The following is a 15,141-nucleotide window of genomic DNA, read 5'->3' on the forward strand; positions in this document are numbered from 1 at the left end:
ATAGGGATGCCGACGACTCCATGAAAGCTGAACGTCGCCGGCAGGACTGCGGTCCATTGATTTTGGTTCCCTTTGTCAGGGAACTTCCGGCACAATAATGTCTTAAGTTCACGTTGTCAGGAGCTCTCGACAGAAGCGATCTGCGATCGAGAATTTTGCTTTGGGATAGAGACTCGCGCGGCCTGGCCGACTACCGTGCCTCCAAGGCGGCCGTGAGCCGTTTGCGGCGGTTAGAACCTTTGCTGACTGGGTGGGGCAGTGCGTGAGACTTCGAGCTTCCTTGACCGCCTGACGGCCATGGGCGGCGAGACCGGGCGCCTGATCGCATTCTACGACTGGTCGGCGACATCGCTCGGCCCTCTGGATCATTGGACGGCAAGCCTGAAAATCGCGACCGAGCTGATGCTCCGATCGACCGTCCCCATCGTCATGCTGTGGGGCGAGGACGGCATCATGCTCTACAATGACGCCTATTCCGGATTTGCCGGCGGACGGCACCCGAGGCTATTGGGATCGAAGGTGCGCGAAGGCTGGCCGGAGGTCGCCGACTTCAACGACAATGTCATGAGAGTGGGGCTCGCCGGCGGCACGCTGTCCTACAAGGACCAGGAGCTGACGCTCTACAGGAATGGACGGCCCGAGCAGGTCTTCATGAACCTGGACTACTCGCCGGTCCCCGGCGACGATGGCCGTCCCGGCGGTGTCCTGGCCATCGTGGTTGAGACGACGGAGCGCGTGCGGAGCGAGCGCCTGCAGGCGTTTCGGCTCGATCTCAAGGAGCGGCTGCGAGAGCTGTCCGAACCAGGGCGGGTGATGGATGTCGCCGTGGAGGCGCTCGGGACCTATCTCGGTGCCAACCGTGCCGGCTACAGCGAGATCCAGGGCGACGAGGTCGCCATCCTGGCCTGCTACGCCAATGGCGTTGCGCCGCTCTCGGGAACGTACCGGCTGGACGCCTTCGGGCCGGAGAGCAACGCGCGGCAGCGCGGCGGCCGCATCGAGGTGTGTGACGATGTCCTGGCCGACCCGGCCCAGGTGCACGCGACGTGGGCCGCGATCGAGACGCGCGCCTTCGTCTCTGTCCCTCTCGTGCGGAACGGCCGCTTCACGGCGTCGATGTTCGTCAATTTCCAGGAGCCGCATGTGTGGCGGGATGACGAGATCGGCCTGATCGAGGATGTGGCGTCCCGCACCTGGGAGGCGGTCGAGCGCGCGCGAGCCGAGGCGGCGGCGGCCCGCGCCCAGTCGGAGCAGGCGGCCACGGCGTCGACGCTGAATGCTCTGATCACGAATGCCCCGATCGGGTTCGCTTTCTTCGATCGCGCGCACCGCTACACGCGGATCAACGACGTGCTGGCGCACATCAATGGCATCGCGGCCGACACCCATCTCGGCCGGACCATCGAGGAGCTGCTGCCGGTCAATGCGAGGCTGGTCGGTCCGGTGCTCGATCAGGTGTTCGCCACGGGCCGGCCCATCGACGGTCTGGAGATCGACGGCGAAACGCCTGCGAGCCCAGGCGAGCCGCGCTCCTGGCTGACCGGCTTCTTTCCCGTCTTCGAGGGGGACGCGGTCGTCCAGGTCGGCGCCACGGTGGTCGACATCACCGAGCGCAAGCGCGCCGAGGAGAAACTCCGCGCCAGCGAGGAGCGCCTGCGCCTTGCGACCGAGAATGCCGAGGTCGGCTTCTGGGACGTCGACGAGGTCAACCAGCGGCTGCATTGGCCCGCGATCGTGAAGGCGATGTTCGGCATCTCGGCGGATGTGCCGGTCACGATGCAGGATTTCTACGAGGGCCTGCATCCTGACGATCGGCGCGCCGTCAGCGAGGCCTACGCGGCCGCCGCCGATCCAGCACGTCGCGCGGTCTACGATGTCGAATACCGAACGGTCGGCAAGGAGGACAGCGTCATCCGCTGGGTCGCAGCCAAGGGCCGAGGCGTGTTCGACGACGAGGGCCGCTGCCTGCGCGTGCTCGGCACGGTCATGGATATCAGCGTCCGCAAGGCGAGCGAGGCCGCCTTGGCCGCAAGCGAGGCGCGGCTTCGCGAACTCAACCAGACGCTGGAGCGACGGGTTGCCGAGGTGCTGGCGGAGCGCAAGCTGCTCGCCGATGTGGTCGACGGCACCGACATCTTCGTGCAGGTCGTCGACCGCGACTTCAACTGGTTGGCGATCAACAAGGCGTCCTCTGCCGAGTTCGCGCGGATCTTCGGCGTGCGGCCGCCGCGGGCGGGCGACAACATGCTCGCGATGCTGGATCAACGCCCCGAGCATCGGGCGGCCGTGCAGGAGGTCTGGGGTCGGGCGCTCGCGGGCGAGGAGTTTGTGGAGATCAACGCGTTCGGCGATCCCTTGCTCGCCCGCCGTTACTACGAGATGCGCTTCCGCACGCTGCGCGACGCGCAAGGTCAGCCGCACGGAGCCTATCAGTTCGTCACCGACGTGACCGAACGCCTGCTCGAGCAGAGCCGGCTGAAGGAAGCCGAAGCGGCGCTCGCCCAGGCGCAGAAGATGGAGGCGGTCGGGCAACTGACCGGCGGCATCGCGCACGATTTCAACAATCTGCTCGGCGCCGTCGTCGGCTCGTTCGATCTCATCAGAAGACGGCCGAACGACATCGAGCGGGTGCGCCGCTATGCCGAAGCCGGGCTGCAGGCGGCCGAGCGGGGCGCCAAGCTGACGCACCAGCTGCTGGCCTTCTCCAGGGCGCAGCGGTTGGAAATCAAGCCGGTCGCGGTGTCGTCCCTCGTCGAGGGCATGCGTAATCTGCTGGACCGGACGCTTGGCCCCATCGTCCATCTCGAGGTGGATCTGCAGGGCGACGGCGCCGTGCTCTCGGATCCGACGCAGCTCGAAATGGCGATTCTGAATCTTGCGATCAACGCGCGCGATGCAATGCCGGACGGTGGCGACCTCACGATCTCGACGCGGCCTGTGCGCATCGACGGCGACGTGGATCTGGAAACGGGCGACTACGTCGAAATCGCCGTCACGGATACGGGCTCCGGCATGCCGCCCGAGGTCGTGGCGCGCGCCTTCGATCCGTTCTTCACGACCAAGGGCGTCGGCAAGGGGACGGGCCTCGGCTTGAGCCAGGTCTACGGCATCGCGCGACAGGCGGGCGGCACGGTGCGCATCGACAGTCAGGTCGGTCGCGGGACCACGGTTCGAATCTATCTGCGCCGGACGGCTGCGCCCGACGTGACCGACGCAGCCGTGGAGCAGGGCATTGTCAGCCGGCCAAGAACTGCCGCGACGATCCTCATCGTCGATGATGATCCCGACCTGAGAGGTGTGCTGATCGCCTCGCTGGAAGAGCTCGGTTACCTGGTCCTGGAAGCTGAGGATGGGCATCAGGGACTGGCGATGATCGACCACCGCGTGCCGGACCTGCTGATGGTCGACTTCGCGATGCCGGGCATGAGCGGAGCCCAGGTCGCCAAGGCGGCGCGTCAGCGCCGGCCTGATCTGCCCATCGTATTCGCGAGCGGCTATGCCGATACCGGTGCGATCGAGCGCGCGGCGGTGGATGCCGCCGTCCTGCGCAAGCCGTTCAGGGTGGACGAGCTCCAGGCTGTGCTGGCCGAAGCGCTCGGGGCGAAACATCGGTAAGACAGGCGAGACCGATTAGCTGGAGACACGGGCCGTATCCTCCAGCTCGCGTCTCGCTTTCATGAGCGCGTCACGAACCGCAAGCAGATCAGGCGCGACGGCGTCGGCCAAGCCGGTCATTTCAGGTGTCGCGATCAGGAGGTCCGGAACCATGATCACTTTCATTCCGGCGGCGTGCGCCGCCCGAATGCCGTTATAGGAGTCCTCCAGGGCGAGGCATCGATCGACCGGCTGGTCGAGCTCGACCGCGGCGCGCAGGAAAAGGTCCGGATGCGGCTTTCCGCGTGCGACGTCGGTGCGTGTCACGACCGCGTCGAATCGGCTGGCCAAATCGACGGCGGACAGCGTGCGCATGGCCTTCTCGCGCGATGAGGACGTCGCCACCGCCTTCGCCAGTCCCGAACGCTCGATAAATGCCATGAGCTCCGGCACGCCCGCCTTCAGCTCCAATTGGCCGCACTCCACCATCGCATGGCATGCCGTAGCGGCCGCTTGGATGAAGTCTTCCGCCGCGAAGTCCACACCAAACCGATGCCGAAGGAGGGTCAGTGAGCTGTCCTCGGGAAGGCCGATCATGCGCGTGAAGATGTCGAGGTCTGCCGTGATCCCGAAGCGGCCGGCGGTCTCGATCAGCGCGGCGCGAGCAAGGCGCTCGCTGTCGACCAGCAGCCCGTCCATATCGAAGATCACGGCGCGTATATCGGACAGGTTCACAGGTCGACCTCTGCATCACAGACGATCTTCGACACGGCGCCCCGCGCGCCGCAGCGCTTCAGGTTGTCGATGGCATGAGCGAGCTCCTGGCCGAACCGCGGATTCCGCGGCAGCTCACGGCCGAATATATCCTCTCTGCGCAAGAGCGCCTGCACGAAAGCCCTCGTCTCGCCTCCGGACGTCACCGATAGCCGTTGCAGTTCGGGAGCGGCCTCGTCGTCAAAGGCGCCTGCAAACGGCAATATCCCCGCGGTACAACAAGCCCAGGCGGCGATGGCCAGCATCGTGCACGGTGCGGGTCGTCGAGAGGCGATGTTGGACGCCAATGATGAGAGCAGCCGCGCTTGCAGCTTTTCAGAGCCATTCCTTGCGATGCGCCCGAGCTGATGGACGATCTTCCGGTTTCGCCAGCGCCGCAGCAATTGATTGCTGTAGGAGGCCAGATCGTGATCGCTCTTGGGGATGGTGGGGATCTGCTCGTCGCGCATCAGTCGGGCTGCATAGCGGTGGAAGAGTGGATCGAGGATGAAGTCGGAGACCGTGTTCAGGCCCGCCAGCATGCCAAGGAATGCAATCGCCATATGCGTGCCGTTGAGCAGGTTCAGCTTCGAAAGCTCCCATGGCGTGACATCCGGGACGAACAGGGCGCCGGCCTGCTCCCATCGTGGCCGCGGGCCGTCGAAATCTTCGATCACCCATTGGCGAAACGGCTCGGTCGCCACTGCGGCCAGATCCTGCAGACCAAGGAGTCCACTGGCGGCCGCGCTATCAGCCGAGGTCGGGACCGGAACGATCCGATCCACGACGGATGACGGGCATTGGACGTTGCGGCTGATCCAATCGCCCAGCGCCGCACTTCGGTGGTCTGCACGATCGATGAGGGCGTCACGTAAGCGGCGCCCATTGTGCGGCATGTTATCGCAGGAGATCAGCACGGGCGGTGCGGATCCTTGCGCCCGCACCGTTGCGAGCCCGTCGACGAGGAGTCCGATCGGGTCTGTCGACATGTCGCTGTCCTGTGCAGGAGCCGGCGCATATCCCGAGGGCGTCACCGTCAAGGTGACGATTCGAATCTGCGGATCTGAAAGCATCGCGATGATGCGACCGCGCTGATCCCCCGCGAACAGCAAACCTCTCAGGACGCCCACCACGTCGGCCCGGGAGCTGTCATCAGCGCGCTCCATGACCGTGTAGAGCAGATCCTGGGGGGCGAGGGCCTGTCTCACCTTTCGGCTGCGAAAGCTCACCCCGACGACACCCCACCGGCTCGCCGATGCGCCTTCCAGCTCGATGGCGCGCTGGGTGAAGACATTCTGGTGTGCGCGGTGAAAGGCGCCGCAGCCGAAATGCAGAATGCCGGGCTGCAGCATCCCGGGATCAAACGAGGGCCAGCGGACGCTTGCGTTATGAGGCCGTGCGCTCGACAGGTTCAGGCGACGTATCGGTCGGGGAAGATCGGCCAGCCGGGCGGTGAAGATGCTTCGATGAAAGGCCTTGGTCATGATCCGATCCGAGAGAGCTCGAATCGACAATGCGGCTCATCCGCGCCTGTTTCTATTTGTCGTACGTGTTTGTTTGATGGAAAAAAAGCAACCAAGCTCTGCTACCGGCATTCTGCATCCGATGGGCAACATTGAAGGAGACGGCCGGTGAGACCCCATCTGGTGATCGCTCGGGTTGGCAGGAGATCTTTGCATCCGTTCTGGCTTGAGCGGGCCAAGGAGCGCAGCTGGGATCTGTACCTCTGCCCCTTTCAGGAGATCGAGCCGGCGGCCGACTTCGAGTGCACCATTGGTGACGTCGTGCCTGGACCGAAATGGGCGGGGCTGAGGACGCTGCTGAATTCCTGGAACGGCTGGAGAGACTACGACTACATCTGGCTGCCGGATGACGACATCTTCACCAGCCAGGACGAGATCGATGCGCTCTTCAGGTTCGGCGCCGCGCTGGACTTCGATCTCTATGCGCCGGCGCTTCAGGAGAACTCCTACTACGCGCACTACATCACGATGACCAACCAGAGCTTCTTCGCGAGGCGCGTCGGCTTCGTGGAGATCATGGTCCCATGCTTCCGTCGCGAAACCCTGGAGCGATTGTTGCCCACGCTGGATCTCACGACCACCGGATGGGGGTGGGGCCTGGACTCGGTTTGGCCGAAGCTCCTGGGGTACGAAGGCCTCGGCATCCTCGACGGCGTTTCTGTCCTGCATACGAGGCCGGTTGGCAGCTTCCGAGATTCCGATCTCGGGAGGCGCGTGATGGCGGAATCCGATCGGCTGCTCGATCAGTATGATTGCCGTCAGGTCATGACGACCTTCTCGGGGATTGATGAGGCCCTGACGGAAATGACACCCTCACCGGACGAGTTGTTGGTGCGCCTCGTCGAGGGCTGGCATTATCTGCTTGACCGTGATCCGGCAATCCTGCGGTGGACCGTCGAGCACCAACGGGCTGCTTTCGAATGGCGGCAATATACAGCCGACGGGGCTCCCAGCGGACCGCGACGAAAAGCCGTTCCGCTCGCTCTCGATCGTGGGCGGCCGCGGTCGCCGGCGCATATCGACGCGGATCGAAACGGCGCCGATCTGGTCACGACCGCCGCGGCGCTCTGGACAAGTTGATAGGGCATCTCGCTGGAGCCGGCTTGCCGAAAGAACCCGCGGTTCGGACAAGCGTCTGCGTTGATGAGGCGATCCGATCCGCGGAAATCTGTTGGGCCTGACCTCACGAGAGCGTCGGCGCAAGAGACCGAGCAGCGGCCATCTTGCGAACGACGAGCCGGTGCAGACCTATGAGCTGGCCGGCGTCATCGCGACGGGAGGATGCACCTGGCGCAGGAGAGCGACGGACAAGGAGAAGCTCATCCGCTCTGCGAGACCGAGACGGGTGAGGCAAGTGTATCAAGAGGCGCCGGCTCGCTGGACATCACAGGTGAGAGCGACACATTTTCCACCCCTTCGCGGTTGTGATGTTGCTCGGCATATCCATCCGGATTGAGCGACTGCCAGCGCCAGTGATCGGCGCACATCGTTGCGAGCGAACGGGTGGCTGACCATCCGAGAAGCGTCCGCGCTGCATCCGTTGCCGCATAGTAGCTGTCGAGATCGCCGGGACGGCGCGCCACGAATTGATAGGGAAGCGGCTTGCCACTCGCGAGCTCAAAGGCGCGGATGACGTCGAGAACGCTATGACCAAGGCCGGTGCCGAGATTGAGGGCGACGCAGCCCGGGCTGTCCAGCCGGTCGAGCGCGGCGACATGGCCTTCCGCGAGATCCATGACGTGGACGTAGTCGCGGATTCCCGTGCCGTCCGGCGTATCGTAGTCGTTGCCGAACACTTTGAGATGATCGCGGCGCCCGATCGCGACCTGCGCCACGAAGGGCAGCAGGTTGTTAGGAACACCGAGCGGGTCCTCGCCGATCAATCCGCTGTCATGGGCCCCGACCGGGTTGAAGTAACGCAGGAGAGCGGCGCTCCACGCCGGATCGCTCGCGCATTGATCGCGCAGCATGTCTTCGATCATCAGCTTGGTGCGCCCGTAGGGGTTCACCGGCGCCAGCGGGTGATCCTCGGTATAGGGCAGGAATTGCGGCTGCCCATAGACGGTCGCCGACGAGCTGAAGACGATGCGGCTGACGCCGGTGCTCACCATGGCCGCAAGCAGCCGCTGCGTGCCGATCACGTTCTGATCATAATAGTCGAGCGGCCGCCTGACCGACTCCGGCACGGATTTCAGGCCGGCAAAGTGCATCACCGCATCGCAGCCACAGGCCCTGATGGTTCGTTCGATCGCGGCCTGGTCGCGGATGTCGCCTTCGGCCACGGCAAAGGTGCGGCCGGTGATCTCGGCCACGCGCTGCAGCGCGCGCGGGCTGCTGTTCGAGAAGTTGTCGAACACGACGATGTCGTGGCCTGCCGAGAGTAGGGCTACGCAGGCATGCGAGCCGATATAGCCGGCGCCTCCGGTGACGAGGATGGTGCGTGTTGGCGCGTGGAGAGAGGCGATGGTCATGATCGATCCTGCGGTTCAATCCAGGCCAACCCGGTATGCTGGCGTTGGCTCCTATCCGGCTGCGAGGTTTCGACCGTCGTCCTTTGCAGCCGCCTCGTCTCGCCGCTGCAACCCTCGCGCGGTCGGCCACCAGAACCCATGTTCTCCGTCGATCAGCAGGTCGAGCGCGTCATCGAGATGGTCGCGACCTGCTGAGATCACCAGCGTGGCGCTAGTCCATGCCTCATGTGGGCGGGCTCCCATTCGATCACCGGCGTCGTCCCGCGTGCCGTCGTCGTAGATCAGCAACTGAATGCTGAGCGCATCGCAGGTGAGCGCAAGCTCATGCAGGCGGCTGTCGTTGGCTACTTGATCCGCGCAGGCTCGCGTGGCGACCACCGCCCAAGGCTGCAGGGCCTTCAACACGGAGCGAAGGCGGTCAGGGGCTTTGGCATCGGCTTCGCTCCAACTGACCGCCGCCATGGCCAGTCCGCGCATATCGGCCGCGTTGCTAAAGATCCGCAGCCATTCGGCGTCATTGCTGACAACCAGGAGCGGCCGACGGACAGCCGTGGGTGGCGCCACGCGTCGGCGTGACGGCGGGTGATAGAGTCGTTCGGGGCGATGCCACCAGCCGGGCGAGTTCACCACGACCGGATGTGCGAAACGGCCCTCGCGCGCCAGACCTTCCACCGCGCGGCCGAGTGCGGTCAGCCGCGGCGGGTCGCTGCGGATGTCGAAGGCGCCAGGCTCATAGCGGCCATCGTCGCGCGTCAACAATGAGTTCCAGTCGACCGCACCGAGCATCGACCAGACCGTCACCGCCCGGATGTCGGCGCCGCTGCGTTGGATCTCGGCTGCCGCGTTCCAGACCTCGAGCAGCCAGCGCAACTGCTCCTCGCGGGTGCAGCCGTGATGCACCTCGGTGATCGCGATCGGCAGTCGATACCGCGCCCAGACCTCGGCAAGGCGCGCGGCCGGGCCGAGCTGCGTCGCCGGCAGCGGCATGCGCACCGCCTCGACATCGGCATAGCGGTCGCGGCCGTTCCCGCCGGAAAACTCTTCGGGGAAAGCGTCCGTGCGGGGGTGCAGGTAGCGCTCGCTGGTGAGGTAGTGGTTGGCGCCGATGATGTCGGGAGGACAGCGATTGTCCTTCAGGCGTTCCAGCTCGAATGCGGCGATGCCGTTGTCGCGGATGAAGGCGTACAGCGGATGATGAGGATCGACCTGACCGCACAGCAGGTCGAGGCTCAGCCAGCGCCGCGCATTCTCGAAATCCGCCTGGTAGCGCAGCCGTGGCGTGCTGAAGACCTTGCCGACGTCCTCTGTCTGGACGAGCTGGGCAGACGGCGTGATCTGGCGGATCGCCTGCATCGCGAGGGCGGTCGCTTCGCATTGGTTGAGCAGCGCGCGCAGGAAGCTGTGCTCATCGCGCGTGTGCGGATACCAATGGCCGTAGAGGCAGCTCAGGCGCGCGGTCGTCAGCGGCTCGTTGATGGGCGTGAACAGCTCGAGCCAGGGGTAGCGTCGAGCGACGCGCGCCCCGTGGGCAGCGAGCAGATGCGGAAAAGCGGGATCGAGCAGATCGGTGTAGCGCGGCCCGCTGCCGTGATGGAGCAGTCCGGCGACGACGCGGATTCCAAGTGTTCTGAGCCGCGCCAGCCGTGCATCATGCCAGCGCCAATCGCAGCTATCGGGATCGTCGGGCGCGATCGTCTCCCACAGGATCGGGTAGCGGAGCGTGCCTATGCCGAGCGCGGCGATCCTGTCGAGGTCGTCGAGACGATCGTGATGGCCGGTTTCCACGACCTGGTTCCTGAACCGATCTCCAAGGCGAACGACCGTACATTCTATTCCGCCCCACATGTCGAGATCTGGCATTGCGCTCGTTCGGACTTGAGGTGAGGCGAAACCATCATTGTCTGTTGGCCGGACCTGCCGGGGCATCCGGTTGCGGATGACGACGTCGCCGCGAGCGCCAATCCACCCGGGACCTAACGTCCCGGAATTTTCGCAAGTTCCTAAGCCAACAGACGGGCTGCCCGCAACCGACAGGAACCTCGCTCGCTGTCGCGAGGTTGGCTGACCAAATCGTCTCGAGGAGAGCAGCCATGGCACAGACAGACAAGACGCTCGAAGACCTGTTCCTCATTCTGATGCAGGACACTTATTCAGCGGAGAAGCAGGTGCTGCGCGCGCTCGGCAAGATGGAACGCGCTGCCGAATCCGAGAGGCTTGCGGCCGCGCTGGACGCGCATCGTACGGAGACCGAGGTGCAGATCGAACGGCTGCAGCAGATCTTCGAGCTGCTCGGCAAGCCCGCGCGCGGCAAGCCCTGCGAGGCCATGCAGAGCATGCTCGATGAGGCCGACGAGATCCTCCAGGAGTTCAAGGGCAGCGAGGCGCTCGATGCCGGGCTGATCGCGGCTCAGCAGGCGGTCGAGCACTACGAGATCACGCGCTATGGCACGCTGAAGAGCTGGGCCGAGGAACTCGGGTTGACGGAAGCCGTACCGCTGCTCGGCCAGACGCTGGAGGAGGAGCGCAAGACCGACGCGATCCTGTCGCTGCTCGCCAAGGAGCGCGTCAACGTGGAAGCCGCCGAGGCGTAAGGGTCAGCAGACGGATCGAAAGTAATACGCGGCGCGAGTTCCGCCGCGTTCTTTGTCGCTCGTCATCCGGTTGTTTGCGGTGCGGGTCACATTCTTGGACACGGCGCGCATTTTCGCCACTTTCCGGCGCTTAAGGCGCGGACGCCGGAGATGACATCGTGAACAACAAACAACTATCACTTGACGGCGTGTGGTCCTTCCTGCACGTGCCTCAGGACAGCATCACGCCCGCCGAAGTGCGCGAGATCAGCGTTCCCGGCGTGTGGCAGGCGCAGTTCCCCGACCTGCGGATGCGCGCCGGCATCGGCATCTATCAGCGGCGCTTCACGCTCGATCGTGGCTGGCGCCGCGATTGCGTGTTCCTCAGGTTCGGCGCCGTCTTCCACTTCGCGCGGGTCTGGATCAACGGCCAGCATGTCGGCGATCACGAGGGCGGGTTCCTGCCGTTCTCATTTGATGTCACTTCCCTTCTGCAGGATGACGAGAACGAGATCGTCGTGCGCGTCGAGAGCCCGACGGACGACCCCAATGAGTTCGCGGACGCGCCGTTCGCCGAGATCCCGTTCGGCAAGCAGAGCTGGTATGGTCCGCTTTCCGGCATCTGGCAGTCGGTGCGGCTCGAGCAGCGCATTGCCGATCACGTTGCGCAGCAGCTGATCCAGAGCGATCCCGACACCGGCTTGGTGACTGCAAGGATCGCCCTGGCTGCGCCACTCAAGGCGGCCTCGTCGCTTGAGATGCGCATTCTGGGACCGGGCGGAGCGGTCGCGGGAACCGCGCATGTCGATGCAGCGGCGGGCGCAAGCGTGATTCTCGCTCAAGCGGTCGTCGATGACGCGCTCAAATGGTCTCCGGCACAGCCCAACCTCTATCGCGTGCAGCTCACCTTGCGGCGCGACGGCGAGGTGATCGACGAGGCCGGGGAGACCATCGGCTTTCGCAAATTCGAGACCAGGGACGGCCAGTTCTATCTCAACGACGAGCCACTTTATCTGCGTGGCGCGCTCGATCAGGACTACTACGCGGACACGATCTGCACGCCGCCTTCGATGGAGTTCCTGGAGGATCAGTTCCGCAAGGCGCGCGAGCTCGGGCTGAACTGCCTGCGCTGTCACATCAAGGCGCCCGATCCGCGCTATTATGAGGCTGCGGACCGCGTCGGTCTGCTGATCTGGGCGGAGCTGCCGAACGGCGGATTCTCGACGGAGCGGTCGCGTGCGCGCAAGGAGCGGATGCTCAAAGGGATCGTCGACCGCGACGGCCATCATCCCTCGATCGTCTGCTGGACCATCATCAACGAAAACTGGGGCGTCGACCTCGTCCATGATGCCGAGCACCGGGCATGGCTGCGCAAGCTGTATGCCTGGCTCAAATCCTATGATCCGTCGCGGCCCGTGGTCGACAACTCGCCGGTCGCGCCGAGCTTCCACATCGAAACGGACATCGCCGACTACCACTTCTACGCGGCCTATCCGGACAGCCGGGCCGATTGGGACCGGTTCGTCGACGGTCTCGCGGGGCGCGCCGATTGGCTGTTCAGCCCCGAGGGCGACGCCGTGATCACGGGCCGGGAGCCCCTGGTGTGCTCGGAGTTCGGCAATTGGGGGCTGCCGGATCCTACGCAGCTTGCAGGTGTCGATGGTCAGGAGCCGTGGTGGTTCGAGACAGGTCATGATTGGGGCGAGGGCGTGATGTACGCCCACGGGATCGAGAACCGGTTCCGCGACTGGAGCCTCGACCGCGTGTTCGGATCGCTGCGCGCCTTCGTCGAAGCAGCGCAATGGCAGCAATATCACTCGCTCAAATATGAGATCGAGCGGATGCGGCGCCGGCCGGAGATCGCCGGCTATGTCATCACCGAGTTCACCGATTGCCATTGGGAGTCCAATGGCCTGCTGGACATGCTGCGGAATCCGCGGGTCTTTCACGCCGTATTCGCGCGCATCAATGCCGACACCGTGATCGTGCCGGACTGGCAGCGGTTGTCGTACTGGGATGACGAGCAGGCAACCATCGGTGTCTCGATCGCGAACGGGGCGGAGGCCATTGAGGGGGCCACGCTTGCATGGTCGGTCGACGGCCAAGAAAGCGTTTCCGCCTGCCGCGCAGCACGCGGAACGGTGACGGAGTTGGAACCCCTCGTGCTGAAGCTGCCCCCGGTCGAGACGGCCCGCAGCATCAGGATTGGATTCGAGCTGCGAGCCGCTGACCAGAGGCTGATTGCTTCGAACAGCCTCGACCTCGCGGTGCATCCCGCGAGCCTGCGTCATGCTGCGCACGATAAGACGGTCTGGGCGCCGTCGGAGGAGCTGCGCCAGCGACTACGCGCCCAGGGCTATAGGCTTGTCGGTGCCATGGCCGAGGCGGAGCTCATCATTGCCACCGCCTATGACGAGGCCATCGCCGCTCATGTCAGGGCCGGCGGCACGCTGCTGCTGCTCGCCGATCACGAGATGTCGCTCAATCCGTTCTTTCCGCATTGGCAGAACGTCCGCGTGCAGAGCCGCGCCGGCGCGCTGTGGCGCGGAGACTGGGTCTCGACCTTCGCCTGGCTGCGGCGCCGCGGCGCCTTCGCGCATGTGCCCGGAGGGCCGCTGATCGATGCGACCTTCGACCGTGTCATCCCCGAGCTCGTCATCAGCGGCTGCAACCTGCTCGACTTCCAGGCCCGCGTCCACGCCGCGCTGGTGATCGGCTGGATCCACAAGCCGGTCGCGCTGGCCGTGGAGCGCGGCTACGGCAAGGGACGCGTGCTCGTCTCCACCTTCCGCCTGTTCCGCGATGATCCGCTGGCCGATCCCACCGCCACCGTCTTGCTGGATGCGCTGGTCACGACCGCGCTCCGGGCGCAGACCTTGCCCGCGACCGCGGCTGAACAGCTCTCCGGCGGTCCTGATCGAGAGACGCTGCTGGGCTCGGGAAGCGGCGACACCATCCGTCACATGCCGGTGCCATTTGCGATGACGCCACGCTGAACGCGATCACCGCTCGGGCGGGAGATCAGGAGAACCGGACCATGCGCAGCGCACTGAGAAGCATCCTGCTCGGTCTCCTCCTGATCGTCACACCAGCGACAGGCCAGGCGGAGCAATGGACGGCCGCTGACGCAACGAATTGGGCTGCGGGCCAGCCCTGGCTGGTCGGCGCCAACTACATTCCTGCCGACGCCAGCAACGCGCTGGAGATGTGGCAGGAGGAGAGTTTCGATCCTGCGCGCATTGAGCTCGAGCTCGGGTGGGCCGAGCGGCTCGGCTTCAACACCTTGCGCGTCTTTCTACACGACCTGCTGTGGCAGCAGGACGCCACGGCATTCACGCGCCGGATCGACCGCTTTCTGGCGATCGCCGATCGGCACCATTTGCGGGTCATCTTCGTCCTGTTCGACTCCTGCTGGGACCCTGATCCGAGGCTCGGGCCACAGGCGCCGCCCGTGCCGGGCGTGCATAACTCGCGCTGGGTGCAAAGTCCCGGCGCGGCTGCGCTCGATGACGAGCGGCAATGGCCGCGGCTCCAGGCCTATGTCGAAGGCGTGGTCGGCGCCTTCGCGAACGACCGGCGCATTCTCGCATGGGACATCTGGAACGAGCCCGATAACATCAATCGCGACAGCTACTTTCAGCGGGAGCCGGCCGACAAGATCGAAAAAGTGCGCTCGCTGCTTCCACAAGCGTTCGCCTGGGCGCGGATGTCACACCCCACCCAGCCGCTGACCAGCGCGGTCTGGCGCGATCCGTCGACCACGCGACCGCCCGACGAGATCGAGCAGATTCAGCTCTCGAACTCCGACATCGTCTCCTTCCACAGTTATGACGAGCCGGACACGTTCGAGCGGCAGATCGTCTTCCTTGCAAGCGGCGGCCGGCCCATTCTGTGCACCGAATACATGGCGCGTCCCCGCGGCAGCACGTTCGAAGCCATCCTGCCGATCGCGGCCCGCCATCATGTCGGAGCGATCAATTGGGGATTTGTGAACGGCAATACGCAGACGCATCTGCCGTGGGATTCGTGGCAGACACCCTATGTCGGTCGTGAGCCGCCGGTGTGGTTTCATGACATCTTTCAGTCCGACGGCCGTGCCTATCGCGATGGCGAGATCGCTTTCATCCGCCAGCTGATCGATGCGCAAAACGCTCGTGCGATCGAACAGCCTCGGAAGGCGGGAGCCGGCACCGGCCGCAATTAACACGTGTTATCAGACAAGACCGCAGC

General features: G+C 64.9%; 9 protein-coding genes. 5 read left to right on the forward strand and 4 right to left on the reverse strand.

Going from position 1 to position 15,141, the window contains the following annotated elements:
- The first annotated feature begins 258 nt into the window (after window positions 1-258).
- Entirely contained in the window at window positions 259-3,615 is a 3,357-nt protein-coding gene (locus ACVILH_RS13245) for a PAS domain-containing protein (protein ID WP_456713280.1), read from the forward strand.
- Between the two features lie 15 nt (window positions 3,616-3,630).
- On the opposite strand, the gene ACVILH_RS13250 is transcribed toward ACVILH_RS13245, so the two are convergent.
- A complete protein-coding gene (locus ACVILH_RS13250; protein WP_456713281.1) occupies window positions 3,631-4,329 on the reverse strand; it encodes an HAD family hydrolase in 699 nt (232 codons plus the stop codon).
- Window positions 4,326-5,831 carry a mannitol dehydrogenase family protein gene (locus ACVILH_RS13255; protein WP_456713282.1) on the reverse strand — a complete coding sequence of 502 codons (1,506 nt, stop codon included), beginning with the start codon at window positions 5,829-5,831 and terminating at the stop codon, window positions 4,326-4,328. The genes ACVILH_RS13250 and ACVILH_RS13255 overlap by 4 nt, the downstream gene beginning before the upstream one ends.
- 147 nt (window positions 5,832-5,978) lie before the next feature.
- On the opposite strand from ACVILH_RS13255, the gene ACVILH_RS13260 reads away from it, so the two are divergent.
- A complete protein-coding gene (locus ACVILH_RS13260; RefSeq protein WP_456713283.1) occupies window positions 5,979-6,950 on the forward strand; it encodes a hypothetical protein in 972 nt (323 codons plus the stop codon).
- A gap of 239 nt (window positions 6,951-7,189) precedes the next feature.
- On the opposite strand, the gene galE is transcribed toward ACVILH_RS13260, so the two are convergent.
- Both galE and ACVILH_RS13270 read right to left on the reverse strand, forming a co-directional pair.
- A complete protein-coding gene (gene galE / locus ACVILH_RS13265) occupies window positions 7,190-8,341 on the reverse strand; it encodes a UDP-glucose 4-epimerase GalE (RefSeq protein WP_456713284.1) in 1,152 nt (383 codons plus the stop codon).
- A gap of 51 nt (window positions 8,342-8,392) precedes the next feature.
- Window positions 8,393-10,126, reverse strand: a complete 1,734-nt coding sequence (locus tag ACVILH_RS13270; RefSeq protein ID WP_456713285.1) for a family 1 glycosylhydrolase — start codon at window positions 10,124-10,126, stop codon at window positions 8,393-8,395.
- Between the two features lie 305 nt (window positions 10,127-10,431).
- Here ACVILH_RS13270 and ACVILH_RS13275 point away from each other — a divergent pair, with 305 nt between their 5' ends.
- From ACVILH_RS13275 to ACVILH_RS13285, 3 genes are all read left to right on the forward strand, one after another.
- Complete coding sequence (locus ACVILH_RS13275; protein WP_456713286.1) at window positions 10,432-10,932, forward strand: YciE/YciF ferroxidase family protein; 501 nt, start codon at window positions 10,432-10,434, stop codon at window positions 10,930-10,932.
- Window positions 10,933-11,090: 158 nt separating this feature from the next.
- Window positions 11,091-13,907, forward strand: a complete 2,817-nt coding sequence (locus ACVILH_RS13280; RefSeq protein ID WP_456713287.1) for a glycoside hydrolase family 2 protein — start codon at window positions 11,091-11,093, stop codon at window positions 13,905-13,907.
- A 41-nt stretch (window positions 13,908-13,948) separates the two neighbouring features.
- Complete coding sequence (locus tag ACVILH_RS13285) at window positions 13,949-15,115, forward strand: 1,4-beta-xylanase (RefSeq protein WP_456713288.1); 1,167 nt, start codon at window positions 13,949-13,951, stop codon at window positions 15,113-15,115.
- The last annotated feature ends 26 nt before the right edge of the window (window positions 15,116-15,141 follow it).

Source organism: Bradyrhizobium sp. USDA 4353 (genome assembly GCF_054063215.1).